Source organism: Streptomyces sp. NPDC044704, assembly GCF_056433525.1.
In genome coordinates this window covers 691,644-711,444 of record NZ_JBWKGY010000002.1, presented here as the reverse complement: position 1 = coordinate 711,444, position 19,801 = coordinate 691,644, and the positions used below count along the sequence as shown (strand labels likewise).

The following is a 19,801-nucleotide window of genomic DNA, read 5'->3' as shown; positions in this document are numbered from 1 at the left end:
TGCCGAAGAAGTCGGCGTCGAAGTCCGCCACGTCGTAGAGGAAACCGCCCTCGCGGGCGTAGAAGGTGCCCTGCTGATCAGGGTCAGGGTTGTACAGGCGGTCCAAGTCCCAGCCGCGGTCTACGGGGAATTCACCGATGGCGTCCCCGCCGGTGGCCAGCAGGTGCCAGAGGTCCTCGGGGGTCCGTACGCCGCCGGGGAAGCGGCAGCTCATCGCGACGATCGCGATGGGGTCACCGTCGACCGCCGTCGTCACCGGGCCCGTGACCTCAGCCCGCGTGCCGAGCAGTTCATCACGCAGATACGCGGTAAGGGCGGAGGCCGTCGGATAGTCGAAGATCAACGTGGCCGGCAGGGTCACGCCCGTGGCCGCACCCAGCCGGTTGCGCAGCTCCACCGCGGTCAGCGAGTCGAACCCCAGCTCCTTGAACGCACGCTCCGCACCCACCGCCTCCGAACCCTCGTGCCCCAGGACCGCCGCAACGTGCGCACGCACCAGAGCGAGCAGCTCCCGCTCCAGCTCCGCCGCACCAAGACCGGCCAGCCGCCCCACCGGCGACCCGGCAACCTCAACACCAGCAGCCGGAACAGCCAGCCCGGACTCGACCAGTTCCGTGAACAGAACACTGGGACGCACCACCGTGAAGGCCGGCCCGAAACGCCCCCAGTCCACGTCCGCGACCAGCACCACCGCATCGGTAGCCGAAGCCACACTCTGCCGCAGAACAGCCATCGCCGTATCGGGAGCCATCGGCGGCAGCCCCTCACGCCGCATCCGCGCGTCCATCGCCTCATCAGCGGCCATACCACCCTCGGCCCACGGACCCCACGCGAGCGAGGTCGCAGCCAGCCCGACGGCACGCCGCTGCTCAGCCAGAGCATCCAGATAGGCGTTCGCGGCAGCGTAGTTGGCCTGACCAGCCGCGCCCACCATGCCACTCATCGACGAGAACAACACGAATGCGGAGAGCTCGATACCCAGCTCGACGGTCAGCTCGTGCAGGTTAAGGGCGGACGTCGCCTTCGCCCGCAACACACTCTCGAACCGCTCGGGCGTCAGCGCGTCGAGGACGCCGTCATCCAGTACACCCGCCGTGTGGACCACAGCGGTCAGCGTCTCCGCCTCGGCAACCAGCAGCTTCCGCAGGGCATCACGGTCGGAGACGTCGCAAGCGACGACCGACACCTCCACACCCTGCCCGGCCAGCTCCGCCACCAGCTCGGCAGCACCAGGAGCATCAGCGCCCCGGCGGCTGGTCAGCACCAGCCGCTCGGCGCCCGCTCCGGCCAGCCAACGCGCGACCCGCCCACCCAGCGCACCCGTACCACCGGTCACCAGCACGGTCCCCGACGGCGCCCAGGAACCCGAGCCACCACCGGCAGCCCGGACCAGACGACGCCCAAAGACCCCGGAGGAACGAACCGCGACCTGATCCTCACCGGAACCGCCGGCCAGCACCCCGACCAGACGGCCCATGGCCCGCTCATCCCACACCTCGGGCAGGTCCACCAGACCACCCCACCGGCCGGGAGCCTCGAGAGCCGCAACCCGACCCAGGCCCCAGACCTGAGCCTGCACCGCAGACACCAGACGATCCGACCGGCCCACACTCACCGCACCACGCGTCAGGCACCACAACGGCGCCTCCACCCCGGCATCACCCAACGCCTGCACCAAACCAGCCGACGCCACAACCCCAGCGGACTCATCCAAGGCCAGCAGAGACACCACACCCGCCACCGAACCAGCAGCCACCAACAGCTCGGCCAGCCCGGCACGATCCGTACCCGGCTCGACCACCACCCGCCGGACCTCAGCCCCACAGCCGGCCAGGGCGTCCACAACGGCCACGTCGTCCACCCCGGCCGGGGACACGACCAGCCACGCCCCGGACAGTCGCGCACCGGACGCGGCGACGTGCGCCAGCGGCATCCAGGACACCCGGTAGCGCCAGGCATCGACAGCCGTCTGGGTGCGCAGGCCACGGCGCCAGGCCGACAGGGCCGGCAGGACCGTGCCCCAGGCGTTCTCGTCGTCCATGTCCAGGGTGGTGGCGAGAGACTCCAGGTCCTCGCGCTCCACCGCGTCCCAGAAGCGGGAGTCCGCCTCATGGGCGGCGCTGCTTCGAGCAATGCCCTTCAACTGCAGCCAGTAGCGCTGCCGCTGGAAGGCGTACGTCGGCAGCTCCACCCGTGCGGCGCCGGTGCCGGCGAAGAAGGAACTCCAGTCCGCCTCCATACCCCGCACGTGCAGCAGGGCGAGGGCGGTCACGACGGTCTCGGCCTCGGGACGCCCGTTGCGCAGGACGGGCACGAAGCTGACGCCCTCTTCCGTCACGCACTCCTGGCCCATCGCCGAAAGCACACCACCCGGCCCGAGTTCGAGGTACGTGGTGACGCCAGATCCCTCCAAGGCCCGCATGCCGTCGAGGAACCGTACGGACTCGCGGACGTGGCGGACCCAGAACTCCGCCGAGCCCATCTCGTCCGACACCAGGCCACCGGTCAGGTTCGATACCACCGGAACGACCGGGGCCACGAAAGACAGCCCCTCCACCACCTGACGGAAGTCGTCCAGCATCCCGTCCATGTGCGGCGAATGGAACGCGTGGCTCACGGTCAGCCGCTTGAACTTGCGGTCCACGAACGCTTCCGCGACCGCGGTCACCGCGTCCTCGTCACCGGCGATCACCACCGACGTCGGCCCATTGATCGCGGCGATGCTCACCCGGTCGGTCAGCAACGGCAGGACCTCGTCCTCCGACGCCTGCACGGCGACCATCACGCCACCGGACGGCAGCGCCTGCATCAGCCGACCGCGCGCAGCGACCAGCGTGCACGCGTCGTCCAGCGAGAACACCCCGGCCACATGCGCGGCCGTGATCTCACCGATCGAGTGCCCGGTAACGAAGTCGGGCGTGATGCCCCACGACTCGACCAGCCGGAACAGCGCCACCTCCACCGCGAACAGGGCGGGCTGCGCATACTCGGTCCGATTCAGCAGCTCGGCATCGTCTCCGAACAGCACGTCCTTCAGCGGCAGTTCAAGCCGCTCGCACACCGCGTCCAGAGCCTCCGCGAACACCGGGTAGGCGTCGTACAGTTCACGCCCCATCCCCAGCCGCTGGCTTCCCTGTCCCGTGAACAGGAAAGCCGTCTTCCCACCGACGGGCGTGCCCTCGACCACTCCCGGCGCCGAGTCCCCGTCCGCCAGCGCGGCCAGGCCCGCCAGCAGACCCTCACGGTCCGCGGCCACCACCGCCGCACGCTCCTCGAACGCAGCCCTGCCGACCGCCAGCGACCACGCGACGTCGACCGCCCGCAGGTCCGGCGCCGCCAGCACAGCCGACCGGAGCTCACGCGCCTGCGCCCGAAAGGCGTCTTCACCCTTCGCCGAAAGCACCCAGGGCACCACCGGCACACCAGCCTGCGGTTCCGTGGCGGCGCCCAGAACCGGCGGCTGCTCGATGATCGTGTGCGCGTTCGTCCCGCTGATACCGAAGGACGAGACACCCGCCCGTCGCGGACGCCCGGTCTCCGGCCACTCCACCGCCTCCGTCAGCAGACGGACGTCACCAGCTTCCCAGTCGATCTGGGCCGACGGCTCATCCACGTGCAGGGTCTGCGGCAGCACTCCGTGCCGCATCGCCATGACCATCTTGATGATCCCGGCGACACCGGCCGCGGCCTGCGTGTGACCGATGTTCGACTTGATCGACCCCAGCAGCAGCGGCTGATCGGCCGGTCGGTCCTGGCCGTACGTCGCCAGCAGCGCCTGAGCCTCGATCGGGTCCCCGAGACGGGTACCCGTACCGTGCGCCTCCACCGCGTCCACATCCGCGGTCGACAGACCGGCACTCACCAGGGCCTCGCGGATCACCCGCTGCTGCGACGGGCCGTTCGGAGCCGTCAAGCCGTTGCTCGCACCGTCCTGGTTGACCGCCGAACCCCGCACCACGGCCAGGATCGGGTGGCCGTTCCGTATCGCGTCCGACTGCCGCTCCACGAGCAGCATGCCCGCGCCCTCGGCCCAGCCCGTACCGTCGGCAGCCGCCGCGAAGGACTTGCAGCGGCCGTCCTCCGCCAGGCCGCGCTGACGGCTGAAGTCGATGAACGTCTCCGGGGTGGCCATGACGGCCACACCGCCGGCCAGTGCCATGTCGCACTCGCCATTGCGCAGTGCCTGGATGGCCCAGTGCAGGGCGACCAGTGACGACGAGCAGGCCGTGTCGACGGTGACCGCCGGGCCCTCCAGGCCGAAGGTGTAGGCGATCCTGCCGGAGGCGATGCTGCCGGCGTTGCCGGTGCCGAGGTATCCCTCGACGCCCTCGGGCAGTTCCTCACCGTTTCCGGCGCCGTCCCCGATGCCGATGCCCGTCACGTAGTCGTGGTACATGACGCCGGCGAAGACGCCCGTCCGGCTGCCGCGCTGGGTGGTCGGGTCGATCCCGGCCCGCTCGAACGCCTCCCACGAGGTCTCCAGCAACAGCCGCTGCTGCGGGTCCATCGCCAGGGCCTCACGCGGCGAAATCCCGAAGAACGCCGCATCGAACTCCGCCGCCTCGTGCAGGAAACCGCCCTCACGGGTGTACGAGGTACCCGCGTGGTCCGGGTCCGGGTGGTAGAGGGCGTCGACGTTCCAGCCCCGGTCGGCCGGGAAGGCAGTGATGCCGTCGCCGCCGGCGGCGACGAGCTGCCACAGGTCCTCGGGCGTCCGCACCCCACCGGGGAACCGGCATCCCATGCCGACGATGACGATCGGATCGTCCGTCACGCCCACTGCGGACCGTACGGGCGCCGTCAGACTGGTCGACGGCTCTTCGCCGACGGTCACGGCGAGCTCGTTCAGCAGGTGCCGGGCCAGTGCGGCCGGCGTCGGGTAGTCGAAGACCAGGGTCGGCGACAGCCGCAGCCCGGTCTCCGCCTTGAGTACGTTCCGCAGTTCCACGGCCGTGAGGGAATCGAAGCCGAGATCCCGGAAGGCCCGGTCCGCGTCGACCGCCCCGGAACCCGAGTGGCCGAGGACGGCAGCCACGTGTCCGGCCACCAGGTCCAGCAGTACGCCCTCGTGCTCCGCCGTAGGCAGGGCGAGCAGGCGGGCGGTCAGGGGCGATGCGTCGCCCGCCCCGGTGTAGCGTCGGTCCACGGTCCGGCGTGCCGGTACCCGTACGAGGGCACGGAGCAGCGGCGGCGTGGTACCGGCGGAAGCGGCCTGCGCGCGCAGGACCGCGAGGTCCAGGTGCATCGGCAGGAGCACCGCCGAGTCCACCGTCATGGCGGTGTCGAAGAGGGAGAGTCCTTCGTCAGTGGTGAGTGCGCCGACGCCGTCCCGGGCGATGCGCCGCAGGTCGACCTCGTCGAGGCGACCTGCCATGCCACTGCCCGCCTGGGGGGCCCACAGGCCCCAGGCCAGGGAGGTGGCAGCCAGTCCCTCAGCCCGGCGGTGTTCGGCCAGAGCCTCCAGGAACGCGTTCGCCGCAGCGTAGTTGGCCTGCCCGGCCGCACCGAACGCGGCCGCCGCACCCGAGAAGAGCACGAACGCCGACAGGTCCAGCTCGCGCGTCAGCTCATGCAGGTTCCACGCCGCATCCACCTTCGGCCGCAGCACTGCCGCCACCCGCTCGGGGGTGAGGGAAGCCAGGACACCATCGTCCAGGACCCCGGCTGTGTGCACCACGGCCGTCAACGGATGCTCGGCCGCAATCCCCGCCAGCAGCTCCTCCAACGCCCCCCGGTCCGCGAGATCACAAGCCACGAGCTCCGCGTGCGCACCCAGTCCACGCAGCTCCGCAACCAGCTCCGCTGCCCCGTCCGCCGCCGGACCCCGACGGCTCGTCAGCAGCAGACGCTCCACCCCGTACACAGACACCAGATGACGGGCGAACAACCGGCCCAGACCACCCGTGGCACCCGTGACGAGCACGGTCCCGCCAGGCTCGCCAAGGGCCATCTGCAGTTCGGTCGCGCGGTCCGAGTTGCTGTCCGAAGAAGCCACACGCACCAGACGCGGAACGGTGACCACACCACCCCGGATCGCCAACTCCGGCTCCCCGGACGCCAACGCCGCAGGAGCCGCCGCGAGCGACGCTTCCTCGCCGTCCAGGTCGAGCATGAACAACTGCCCCGGGTTCTCCGACTGCGCCGAACGCAACAGCCCGCGAACCGCACTCCCCGCAAGATCCCCGACACCAGCACCGGCCTCGACGGCCACCGCACCAGAGGTCACCCACACCAACCGGGTGCCGGCGAACCGCTCATCGGCCAGCCACTCCTGCACCACCGCAAGCGCACCGTTCACCGCCGCATGCACGGAACCCACCACGTCACCGGCATCAACGCCAGCCGACGGCACGACGAACACCGCATCCGGCACCGGCTCACCCGCCGCCAACGCCACACCGAGCGCGACCGCATCCGGGTAGCGGATGACATGGGCTCCCGTGGTGTCCAGGCCGATCTCGTCCCCGCCCAGCACCGCCCACCGCAGGCCGGCAGCGGCACCCGCCGAAGACACCGCACCGGGTACCCACTCCACGCGGAAGAGCGACTCCACATGACCGCCACCCGCCGCGTGCACCTGATCGGCGGAAGCCGGACGGAGCATCAACGACTCCACGGCCGCCACCGGACGCCCCGCCTCATCCGCGACCAGCAGTGCGAGCGTGTGCGGATCGTCCGAAGAGAGCGGGGTCAGCCGCATGCGCAGTGAAGACGCGCCGGCCGCGTAGAGCGAGACGCCGGCCCATGAGAACGGCAGCAGAGCACCGGAAGACGTCCGTGCAGCGTCGTCGCCGTGGCCGATGGCGTGGAGGCCCGCATCGAGCAGGGCCGGGTGCAGACCGAACCGCGCCGCATCCCGGCGTACGTCGTCCGGCAGCGCGACCTCGGTGAACAGCTCGGCGCCGCGCCGCCAGGCGGCCTTGAGGCCCTGGAACAGCGGCCCGTACGCAACGCCTTCCTCGGCGAGTTCCGTGTAGAGGCCGTGGACGTCGACCGGTACGGCGTCGGCCGGCGGCCACGCCGCCAGCTCGCCGAACTCCAGCTCTGCCTCCGGCCGCGCCCCGACCGCCAGCACACCGGACCCGTGACGCGTCCACAGCTCCTCGGCCCCGCCGTCCTGACGACGCGAGTACACACTGAACGGCCGACGCCCGGACTCCGAAACCGCCTCCACCACCAGCTGGAGCTGCACACCGCCCCGCTCCGGCAGCACCAGCGGCGCCTCCAGCGTCAGCTCCTCCACCACATCGCAACCGACCTGGTCACCAGCACGCACCGCCAGATCCACAAAGGCCGTACCCGGCAGCAGCACACTGCCGAGGATGGCGTGGTCAGCGAGCCAGGGGTGGGTGTCGAGCGACAGCCGGCCGGCGAGGAGCACACCCTCGGAATCGGCGAGCGCGACCGCCGCACCCAGCAGCGGATGACCCGCGTCACCGAGCCCGATCGCCTCCGGATCCCCGGTGGCGAACGCGGCCGCGCCGGGCCAGTACCGCTGCCGCTGGAACGCGTACGTCGGCAGATCGACACGACGGGCACCCGAACCGGCGAAGAACGCCGCCCAGTCGACGGTGACCCCACGGGCGTGGACCTGGACGAGGCCGGTGACGAGGGACTCGTCCTCGGAACGACCGGTACGCAGGACGGGGATGAAGGCGGCGTCATGCTCGACGCAGTCCTGAGCGAGCGCGGACAGCACGCCGTCCGGGCCGAGTTCGACGTACGTCGTCACGCCGGCGGCCTCAAGGGCGCGCACACCGTCGAGGAACCGCACGGCCTCGCGGACGTGCCGGACCCAGAACTCCGCCGAACCCATCTCGTCCGACACCAGCGCACCGGTCAGGTTCGACACCACCGGAACGTGCGGCGCCGAGAACGAAAGCCCTTCCACGACCTGGCGGAAGTCGTCCAACATGCCGTCCATGTGCGGCGAATGGAACGCGTGGCTGACCGCCAGCCGCTTCGTCTTGCGGCCCGGGAAGGACTCCGCGACCGCGGCCACCGCGTCCTCGTCACCCGCGACGACCACCGACCGCGGGCCGTTGACCGCGGCAATGCTCACCCGGCCGGTCAGCAGCGGCAGGACCTCGCCCTCCGACGCCTCCACCGCCACCATCACACCACCGGACGGCAGCGCCTGCATCAGCCGACCACGCGCCGCCACCAGCACACACGCGTCCTCCAACGAGAACACCCCGGCCACATGCGCGGCCGCGATCTCACCGACCGAATGACCCGACAGGAAGTCCGGCCGCACACCCCACGACGTCACCAGACGGAACAGGGCGACCTCGACGGCGAACAACGCCGGCTGCGCGTACTCCGTCTCGTTCAGCCGATCAGTGTCGGATCCGAACAGCACCTCCTTGAGCGGCCTGTCGAGCACCGCGTCCAGGTGTGCGCAGACCTCGTCCAGTGCGTCCGCGAACACCGGGTGGGCGTCGTACAGTTCACGGCCCATCCCGATGCGCTGACTGCCCTGACCGGTGAACAGGAAGGCGGCGCCGCCTTCACCGGCCGTGCCGGTGGTGGTCCGGGGCGCGGACTCGCCGGTGGCGAGCCGGGTCAGGGCCTCCCGCAGCTCCTGAAGGTCCGGGGTGGTGTGGTCGACGGTCAGGACGGCGGCCGCCCGGTGGTCGAGGTGCGCGCGGCTCGTGGCGAGGGAGTAGGCCACGTCGAGCGGGTCCTCTCCCCGGTTCTCGGCGGCGTCCAAGTGGGCGCTGAGGGCTGCTGCTTGGACTCGGAGCGCTTCGCGGGTCTTGCCCGAGAGGAGGTACGGGAGCACGCGCGCCGGTCGTGCGGTCGGCCGCGCGGCAGCCTCCGCCGACGGTTCGGCGTCCGGTGCCTGCTCGATGATCGTGTGGGCGTTGGTGCCACTGATGCCGAACGAGGAGATGCCAGCCCGTCGCGGACGGCCCGTCTCCGGCCAGGCACGCTGCTCGGTCAGCAGAGCGATCTCCCCCGCCGACCAGTCCACGTGCGGGGTCGGCTCGTCCACGTGAAGCGTCTGCGGAAGCACCCCCTCCCGCATCGCCATGACCATCTTGATGATCCCGGCGACACCGGCCGCGGCCTGCGTGTGACCGATGTTCGACTTCACGGAACCCAGCAGCAGCGGCTGGTCCGCAGAACGCTCCTGCCCGTACGTCGCCAGCAGCGCCTGCGCCTCGATCGGATCCCCGAGCCGGGTACCCGTACCGTGCGCCTCCACCGCGTCCACCTCGGCGGCCGACAGCCCGGCACTCGCGAGAGCAGCCCGGATGACCCGCTGCTGCGAAGGCCCGTTCGGAGCCGTCAGACCGTTGCTCGCACCGTCCTGGTTGATCGCAGAACCCCGCACCACCGCCAGGACCGGGTGTCCGTTGCGGCGGGCGTCCGACAGCCGCTCCACGAGCAGCATGCCGACACCCTCACCCCAGCCCGTACCGTCGGCCGCTGCGGCGAAGGCCTTGATCCGGCCGTCCTCCGCCAGACCCCGCTGACGGCTGAAGTCGATGAAGTTCTCCGGCGTCGACATCACGGTGACACCGCCGGCCAGTGCCATGTCGCACTCGCCGCCCCGCAGCGCCTGGATCGCCCAGTGCAGCGCGACCAGGGACGAGGAGCAGGCCGTGTCGACCGTGACCGCCGGGCCCTCGAGCCCGAACACGTACGAGACTCGCCCGGACATGACGCTGCCCGCGTTGCCCGTGCCGACGTGGCCTTCGAGGCCGTCCTGTTCGCGGGTGACGAGGGAGAGGTAGTCCTGGCCGTTGGTGCCGACGAAGACACCCGCCCGGCTGCCGCGCATCGACGACGGGTCGATGCCGGCCCGCTCGAACGCCTCCCAGGACGTCTCCAGGAGGAGCCGCTGCTGCGGGTCCATCGCCAGGGCCTCGCGCGGCGAGATCCCGAAGAAGCCGGCGTCGAACTCCGCTGCTCCGGTGACGAATCCGCCTTCGCGGGTGTACGAGGTACCGGGCTGGTCGGGGTCGGGGCTGTAGAGGCGGTCCAGGTTCCAGCCGCGGTCCGACGGGAATCCGGCGACCGCGTCCGTACCGTGTGCGAGCAGCTGCCACAGGTCCTCGGGGGACGTGATGCCGCCGGGGAAGCGGCAGCTCATCGCCACGATGGCGATCGGGTCACCGTCGACGGCCGCGGCGACGGGAAGCAGGGCACCGGATACGGGAACACTGCCGACGAGTTCCTCACGGAGGTGCCCGGCCAGCGCGGCGGACGTCGGGTAGTCGTAGACGAGGGTGACGGGCAGGCGCAGTTCGGTCGCCGCACTCAGGCGGTTACGCAGCTCGACGGCCGTCAGGGAGTCGAAGCCGAGCTCCTTGAAGGCCCGTTCGGCGCCCACCGCGTCCGCGCTGCCGTGCCCGAGGACGGCGGCGACGTGCGTACGGACCAGGGCGAGCAGTTCGCGCGCCTGCTCGGCGGGCGCGAGCGCGGCCAGCCGGCCGGAGAGGGTACCCAGGCGGTCCGCCTGGGGGGCCGCCGGGCTGTGGGCGGATGTCGCGGCACGCATCGCGCGTACCTCGGCGAGCTCGCTGAACAGTTCGCTGGGGCGCACGGCCGTGTGGCCGGAGAGGTACCGCTCCCATTCGACGTCGGCGATGGTGAGGGAGCCGTCGTCGGCGCCAACGGCCTGCCGGAGAGCGCGGATCGCCGGCTGCGCGTCCATGGGGGGCACGCCGTCCCGGCGCATCCGGGCGTCCAGCGCCTCGTCGGCGGCCATGCCGCCCTCGGCCCACGGACCCCACGCGAGCGAGGTCGCGGCCAGCCCGGCGGCCCGCCGCTGCTCAGCCAGAGCATCCAAATAGGCGTTGGCGGCGGCGTAGTTGGCCTGACCGGCCGCGCCGACCGTCCCGCTCATCGACGAGAACAGCACGAACGCGGAGAGCTCGATACCCAGCTCGACGGTCAGCTCGTGCAGGTTCAGGGCGGACGTCGCCTTCGCCCGCAGCACACTCTCGAACCGCTCCGGCGTCAACGCGTCGAGCACACCGTCGTCCAGCACACCAGCCGTGTGGACCACAGCGGTCAGCGTCTCAGCCTCGGCAACCAGCAGCGCCCGCAGGGCATCACGGTCGGAGACGTCACAAGCGACGACCGACGCCTCCACGCCGAGCCCCGACAGTTCCGCCACCAGCTCGGCAGCACCAGGAGCATCAGCGCCCCGGCGGCTGGTCAGCACCAGACGCTCGGCACCCGCTCCGGCCAGCCAACGCGCGACCCGCCCACCGAGAGCACCCGTACCACCGGTCACCAGAACCGTCCCCGACGGCACCCAAGAACCCGAGCCACCACCAGCAGCCCGAACCAGACGACGCCCGAACACACCGGAAGAACGAACCGCGACCTGATCCTCACCAGCGGCAGAACCCGCCAGCACCCCGACCAGACGACCCATGGCCCGCCCGTCCCACACCTCAGGCAGGTCGACCAGACCACCCCAACGCCCAGGCGCCTCCAGAGCCGCAACCCGGCCCAGCCCCCACACCTGGGCCTGCACCGCGGACACCAGACGATCCGACCGGCCCACACTCACCGCGCCACGGGTCAGGCACCACAACGGCGCCTCCACCCCGGCATCACCCAACGCCTGCACCAGACCAGCCGTCGCCACGACCCCAGCGGACTCGTCCAGCGCAAGAAGGGACACCACACCGGAGACGGCTCGCGCCCCGGTGAGCAGTCCGGCCAGCGCGGCACGATCGGCGCCGGGCTCGACCACGACGAGCCGAACTTCCACACCTCGCCCGGCCAGCGCATCCGCCACGGCTGCGGTCTGCGGGTCGTCCTCCCCCGTGGCCGGAACGACGACGGCCCACTCGCCGCCCAGTACGCCGGACGGCGTCGACGCCGCCGCGAGCGGCTTCCACGACACCCGGTAGCGCCAGCCGTCGGCCTGCGCCTGCTCCTGGCTCTGCCGGCGCCATGCCGACAGGGCGGGGACGAGCTCGCTGAAGCGGGCGTCGTCGGCCACCTCCAGTTCGGCCAGCAGGGACGTGAGGTCGCCGCGCTCCACCGCTTCCCAGAACCGGGCGTCCACCGCGTCGACCGCCGGGGCGGCGACAGGGGCGCCGTGAGACAGGTTCGTCTCCGGCCAGAAACGCTGTCGCTGGAAGGCGTACGTCGGCAGCTGCACCCGCCCGACGCCCGCGCCCTCGGAGACGGAACTGAAGAAGGAACTCCAGTCCGCCTCCACGCCCCGCACGTGCGCCACGGCAAGAGCGGTGACGACCGTCTCCGCCTCGGAACGGTCACTGCGCAGGGCCGGCACGAACACGGCGCCTTCGCCCGTCACGCACTGCTGGCCCATCGCCGAGAGCACGCCACCGGGGCCGAGTTCGAGGTACGTCGTGACCCCCGCTGCCTCCAGGGCGCGCATGCCGTCGAGGAACCGCACCGCCTCGCGGACGTGCCGCACCCAGAAGTCCGCGGACGCCATCTCGTCCGACACCAGCGCACCGGTCAGGTTCGACACCACCGGAAGGGTCGGGGCCGAGAAGGAGAACCCTTCCACCACTCGGCGGAAGCCGTCCAGCATCCCGTCCATGTGCGGGGAGTGGAAGGCGTGGCTCACGGTCAGCCGCTTGGTCTTGCGGTCGGTGAACGAGTCCACGACCGTGCTCACGGCGTCCTCGTCGCCGGCGACCACGACCGACGTCGGCCCGTTGACCGCGGCGATGCTCACCCGGTCGGTCAGCAGCGGCAGGACCTCGTCCTCCGAGGCCTCCAGCGCGACCATCGCGCCACCGGCGGGCAGCTCCTGCATCAGGCGTCCACGGGCCGCGACCAGCGCACACGCGTCGTCGAGGGTCAGCACACCCGCCACGTGCGCGGCCGTGATCTCACCGATCGAGTGCCCTGACAGGAAGTCCGGCTTCACACCCCAGCTCTCCACGAGGCGGAACAACGCCACCTCGACGGCGAACAGCGCGGGCTGGGTGAACCGCGTCTCGTCCAGCAGGTCCGAGTCAGGCGCGGCGAAAAGTACGTCCTTCAGGGGCAGTTCGAGGTGGGCGTCCATCCGGGCGCAGACCGCGTCCAGCGTGTCCGCGAACACCGGGTAGGTGTCGTGGAGTTCGCGCCCCATCCCCAGCCGCTGGCTGCCCTGTCCCGTGAACAGGAAGGCCAGCCCGCCGCCCGAGACGGTGTCCTGGACCAGCCCCGGCACCTGCTCGCCGGCGGTGAGGCCGCGCAGGCCGGCCGTCAGCGCATCACGGTTCGTCGCTTCCGCGACGAGAACGGCCCGTGTTTCGAACGTGGAGCGTCCGGCGGCGAGCGCGTACGCGATGTCGGCGGTAGCGGCCTGCGGGTTCTCGGCCAGCCACGCGACGAGCTGCTCGGCCTGGGCTCGCACGGCGGCGGCGTTCTTGCCGGTGACGACGAACGGCAGGACCGGAGCACCTGCACCGGAACCGCTGTCGTGACGCGGTGCCGTCGCCTCGTCCGCGAGCGGGGCCTCTTCGATGATCGTGTGGGCGTTGGTGCCGCTCAGGCCGAACGAGGAGATGCCGGCCCGGCGCGGACGGCCGGTCTCCGGCCAGGCACGCTGCTCGGTCAGCAGAGCGATCTCCCCCGCCGACCAGTCCACGTGCGGGGTCGGCTCGTCCACGTGAAGCGTCTGCGGAAGCACCCCCTCCCGCATCGCCATGACCATCTTGATGATCCCGGCGACACCGGCCGCGGCCTGCGTGTGACCGATGTTCGACTTCACGGAACCCAGCAGCAGCGGCTGGTCCGCAGAACGCTCCTGCCCGTACGTCGCCAGCAGCGCCTGCGCCTCGATCGGGTCCCCGAGCCGCGTGCCCGTACCGTGCGCCTCCACCGCGTCCACCTCGGCGGCCGACAGCCCGGCACTCGCGAGAGCGGCCCGGATGACCCGCTGCTGCGACGGACCGTTCGGAGCCGTCAGACCGTTGCTCGCACCGTCCTGGTTGACCGCCGAACCCCGCACCACCGCCAGCACCGGATGCCCGTTGCGGCGGGCGTCCGACAGCCGCTCCACGAGCAGCATGCCGACACCCTCACCCCAGCCCGTACCGTCCGCGCCCGCGGCGAAGGCCTTGATGCGGCCGTCCTCCGCCAGTCCCCGCTGACGGCTGAAGTCGATGAAGGCATCGGGGGTGGACATGACGGTTACGCCACCGGCGAGCGCCATGGAGCATTCGCCCTGCCGCAGCGCCTGTACCGCCAGGTGGAGGGCGACGAGCGACGACGAGCAGGCCGTGTCGACCGTGATCGCCGGCCCTTCGAGCCCGAAGACGTACGAGAGCCGGCCGGAGACGACGCTCGCCGCGTTGCCCGTGGCCACATGGCCTTCGAGGCCGTCGGCTTCGCCCGCGACCAGGGAGAGGTAGTCCTGGCCGTTGGTGCCGACGAAGACACCGGCCCGGCTGCCGCGCAGCGACGAGGGGTCGATGCCGGCCCGCTCGAACGCCTCCCACGAGGTCTCCAGGAGGAGCCGCTGCTGCGGGTCCATGGCCAGGGCCTCACGCGGCGAGATCCCGAAGAAGTCGGCGTCGAAGTCCGCGACGTCGTACAGGAAGCCGCCTTCGCGCGTGTACGAGGTGCCGGGCCGGGCCGGGTCCGCGTCGTAGAGGCGGTCCAGGTCCCAGCCGCGGTCCGACGGGAACCCGGCGACGGCGTCCCTGCCCTGAGCGAGCAGCTGCCAGAGTGCTTCGGGGCTCTGTACGCCGCCGGGGAAACGGCAGGTCATCGCCACGATCGCGATCGGATCGTCCTCGTCGGCGACCGCCGCGCGGGTTGATGCCTCCGCTGCCGGCGCACGGCCCACCAGTTCCCCGCGCAGGAATTCCGCGAGGGCCGACGAGGTCGGGTAGTCGTACACGAGGGTGGTGGGAAGGCGCAGCGCGGTGGCCGCGCCGAGGCGGTTGCGCAGGTCGACGGCGGTCAGGGAGTCGAAGCCGAGCTCCTTGAAGGCGCGTTCGGCACCGACGGAGTCCGAGCCGTCGTGTCCGAGGACGGCGGCGACGTGCGTCCGGACCAGGCTGAGGAGTTCCCGCTCCTGCTCGGCCCACGGGAGCTCGGCCAGCTTCGCGAACGCGGCGCCCGCGACGTCGGCACCCGTCACCACGGTCCCGTGACCGGCGGCCGGGGTGTCGTGTCCGGACCCGCCGGTGGTGGTGAGGTCGGCGACCGACGGGTTGGGGCGGACGGCCGCCACGACCGTCGCGAACCGGTCCCAGCTGATGTCCGCGACGGTCAGGGCGGCGTCGCCGGCGCCAACGGCCTGTACGAGCGCGGCGATCGCGGCGTCGGGAGCCATCGGCGGCACGCCTTCGCGCCGCATCCGCGCGTCCATCGCCTCATCAGCGGCCATACCGCCCTCGGCCCACGGACCCCACGCGAGGGACGTCGCGGCCAGCCCGGCGGCCCGCCGCTGCTCAGCCAGCGCATCCAAATAGGCGTTCGCGGCAGCGTAGTTGGCCTGACCAGCCGCACCAACCGTCCCGCTCATCGACGAGAACAGCACGAACGCGGAGAGCTCGATACCCAGCTCAACGGTCAACTCGTGCACATGCAAAGCGGACGTCGCCTTCGCCCGCAGCACGCTCTCGAACCGCTCCGGCGTCAGAGCGTCGAGCACACCGTCGTCCAGCACACCGGCCGTGTGCACGACCGCCGTGAGCGCGGTGGCTTCGGCGGCGAGCAGCCCCCGCAGGGCATCCCGGTCGGAGACGTCACAAGCGACGACCGACACCTCCACACCCTGCCCGGACAGCTCCGCCACCAGCTCGGCAGCACCAGGAGCATCAGCGCCCCGGCGGCTGGTCAGCACCAGCCGCTCCGCACCAGCCCCGGCCAGCCAACGCGCGACCCGACCACCCAGCGCACCCGTACCACCGGTCACCAGCACCGTCCCCGACGGCACCCAGGAACCCGAGCCACCACCGGCAGCCCGAACGAGACGACGCCCGAACACACCGGAGGAACGAACCGCGACCTGATCCTCACCAGCGGCAGAACCCGCCAGCACCCCGACCAGACGACCCATGGCCCGCCCGTCCCACACCTCAGGCAGATCGACCAGACCACCCCACCGCCCAGGCGCCTCCAGAGCCACCACCCGGCCCAGACCCCACACCTGAGCCTGCACCGCAGACACCAGACGATCCGACCGGCCCACACTCACCGCACCACGCGTCAGGCACCACAACGGCGCCTCCACCCCGGCATCACCCAACGCCTGCACCAAACCAGCCGTAGCCACAACCCCAGCGGCCTCGTCCAGCGCAAGAAGGGACACCACACCCGCCAACGAACCGGCATCGGCCAGAAGCTCGGCCAGCCCGGCACGATCCGTACCCGGCTCGAGGGCCACCCGCCGAACCTCGGCACCACAGCCGGCCAGGGCGTCCACAACGGCCACGTCGTCCACCTCGGCCGGGGACACGACCAGCCACGCCCCGGACAGTCGCGCACCCGAGGCGGTGACATCCGTGAGCGGGGTCCACGACACCCGGTAGCGCCAGCCGTCGATCTCCGACTGGGTCCGTACGCGGCGGCGCCACGCCGAGAGGGCGGGGACGACCTCGCTCAGCGGCTGTTCGCCGTCCGCGTCCAGTTCGAGGGTGGCGGCGAGGGCGGCCACGTCCTGGTGTTCGACCGCGTCCCAGAACTCGCTGTCGGCGGGGTCGGTGTGGTGTGCGGATGTCGTGGCCGACTCTGCGGCCGGGGTGCGGGCGTTCATCCAGTACCGCTGCCGCTGGAAGGCGTACGTCGGCAGTTCGACCCGTGCGGCGCCCGTGCCGGCGAAGAAGGGGGCCCAGTCCACGTCCACGCCGCGGACGAACATCCGCGCGACGGCGTCGACGAGCGTGGCGGCCTCGGGGCGGCCGGAGCGCAGCGCGGCGGTGAACACGGGCGGGGTGGTGGGCTGCGGGTCGGTGCTCAGGCAGTCCTGTGCCATGGCCGTGAGGACGGGGTCGGGGCCGAGTTCGAGGAAGGAGTCGGCTCCGCGTGTGCGGAGGGTGCGTACGCCGTCGAGGAACCGTACGGCGTCGCGGACGTGGCGGACCCAGTGTTCGGGGGTGGCGAGTTCGGCGGCGGTGGCCGTGGTGCCGGTGAGGAGGGAGACGACGGGCAGGGTGGGCGTGCCGTACTCCACGACCTGCGCGACCCGGCGGAACTCGGCCAGCATGGCGTCCATGTGGGGCGAGTGGAAGGCGTGGCTGACCGTCAGCCGCTTGGTCTTGCGGCCCCGGGTTTCGAGTTCCCGGGCGACTGCGGCCACGGCGTCCTCGTCGCCGGCCACCACGACGGACGTCGGGCCGTTGACGGCGGCGATGCTCACCCGGTCGGTGAGCAGCGGCAGGACCTCGTCCTCCGACGCCTGTACGGCGGTCATGACGCCACCGGCGGGCAGGGCCTGCATGAGCCGGCCGCGTGCGGCGACCAGTGCGCACGCGTCCTCCAGCGTGAACACGCCGGCGATGTGCGCGGCGGCGATCTCGCCCACGGAGTGGCCGGCGACGAATGCGGGCCGTACGCCCCAGGACTCGACGAGCCGGAAGAGTGCCACCTCCAGGGCGAACAGTGCGGGCTGGGTGTAGGCGGTCTGGTGGAGGAGGGCGGCTTCGGGGGTGTCGTCGTCGGCGAACAGGACGTCGAGGAGAGGGTGTTCGAGTTGTTCGTCGAGGTACCAGGAGGCGTTGTCGAGGGCGTCGGCGAACACCGGGTAGGTGTCGTACAGTTCGCGGCCCATGCCGAGGCGTTGGCTGCCCTGGCCGGTGAAGAGGACGGCGAGGCGTCCGGCGGTGGGGGTGCCGTGGATGACGGCGGGGGTGTCGGCTCCGTCGGCGAGGGCGTGCAGGGCGTGCTGGAGGGCGGTGCGGTCCTGGCCGAGGACGACGGCCCGCTGTTCGAAGCGGTCCCGGGTGACGGCGAGGGAGCGGCCGATGTCGTGGGCGGTGGTGTGCGGGTGGGTGTCGAGCCAGTCGCCGAGGCGGCGGGCGGCGGCGCGCAGGGCTTCGGGGGTCTTGGCGGAGAGGGTCCAGGGCAGTGGTCCCGTTTCGTAGCCGTGCCGGTCCGTGTCGGGCAGGGCGGCCGTGTCGTCCTGGCGGTCTTCGGCCGGGGGTTCTTCGATGATGGCGTGGGCGTTGGTGCCGCTCATGCCGAAGGAGGAGATGCCCGCGCGGCGCGGGGTGGGGGACGCCGGCCAGTCGACGGCTTCGGTGAGGAGGGAGACGGCTCCGGCCTCCCAGTCGACGTGGGGGGTCGGGGCGTCGACGTGCAGGGTGCGGGGCAGCACCTCGTGCTGCATGGCCATGACCATCTTGATGATGCCGGCGACGCCGGCGGCGGCCTGGGTGTGGCCGATGTTCGACTTCAGGGAGCCCAGCCACAGCGGCCGGTCCTGCGGCCGGTCCTGGCCGTACGTGGCGAGGAGGGCCTGTGCTTCGATCGGGTCGCCGAGGGTGGTGCCCGTGCCGTGTGCTTCGACCGCGTCGACGTCGGCGGGCGTCAGGCCGGCGTTGGCGAGTGCCTGGCGGATGACGCGCTGCTGGGCGGGGCCGCTGGGGGCGGTCAGGCCGTTGCTGGCGCCGTCCTGGTTGATGGCGGTGCCGCGGACGACGGCGAGGACACGGTGGCCGTTGGCGCGTGCGTCGGAGAGCCGTTCGACGAGGAGCATGCCGGCGCCTTCGCCCCAGGCGGTTCCGTCGGCGGCGGCGGCGAAGGGCTTGCAGCGGCCGTCGGGGGCGAGGCCGCGCTGGCGGCTGAAGGAGACGAACGAGCCGGGGCTCGCCATGATCGCGATGCCGCCGGCGAGGGCGAGGGTGCATTCGCCGCTGCGCAGGGCCTGGACGGCGAGGTGCAGTGCGGCGAGTGAGGAGGAGCAGGCCGTGTCGACGGTGACGGTGGGGCCTTCGAAGCCGAAGGTGTAGGCGATGCGGCCGGAGGCGACACTCGCGGCGTTGCCGGTGACGAGGTAGCCCTCGAACCCGTCGGTGGCTTCTTCGAGGCGGGGGCCGTATTCCTGGGTTTCGGCGCCGACGAATACGCCAACGCGGTCGCCGCGGAGTCCGGTGGGGGTGATGCCGGCCCGGTCGAATGCTTCCCAGGAGGTTTCCAGGAGGATGCGCTGCTGGGGGTCCATGGCGAGTGCTTCGCGCGGGGATATTCCGAAGAACGCGGCGTCGAATTGGTCGGCGTCGTGGAGGAATCCGCCTTCGCGGGCGTAGGTGGTGCCGGCCCGGTCGGGGTCGGGGTCGTAAAGGGAGTCGAGGTTCCAGCCGCGTCCGGTGGGGAATGCGGAAATGGCGTCGGTGCCGGTGGCGACGAGGTCCCAGAGGGCTTCGGGGGAATGTACGTCGCCGGGGAACCGGCAGCCTATGCCGACGATGGCGATCGGTTCGTCGCTGCTGACGGCGGCTGCGACGGGTTCCTCGGCCGGGGTGGTCAGGCCCAGGAGCAGGGCGTGGACGCGGTGGGCGAGGCGGGTGGGGGTGGGGTGGTCGAAGGCCAGGGTGACGGGAAGGCGCAGGCCGGTGCCGGCGACGAGCCGGGCGTGCAGGTCGACGGCGGCGAGCGAGTCGAAGCCCAGGTCGAGGAAGGAGCGGTCCGGGTCGAGGATGGCGGGTGCGGCGTCGCGCAGGGCCGCGGTGACCAGTGCGGCGACCCAGTCGAGGAGTGCGGTGCGCTGTTCGTTCTCGGTGAGGCCGGCCAGGCGCTCGCGCCACCCGTCGGGGGTGTCGGTGGGGGCGGCGCCGGCGGTGCGGTCCTGGATTCCGCCGGCCTGGGAGGAGCCGTCGGTTTCGGCTGCGAAATCCTGGGACTCGTTCAACAT

1 protein-coding gene (running past one end of the window) is annotated in these 19,801 nt (G+C 71.7%); it reads right to left on the bottom strand.

Annotation, left to right across the window (positions count from 1 at the left end):
• Positions 1 to 19,801, bottom strand: partial view of a type I polyketide synthase gene (locus AC07B0_RS07455; RefSeq protein WP_478897210.1) — the 5' portion only. The gene continues 14,522 nt to the left of window position 1, outside the view; 19,801 of the gene's 34,323 nt are visible here — the first part of the coding sequence; the start codon lies at positions 19,799 to 19,801; its stop codon lies beyond the left edge, outside the window.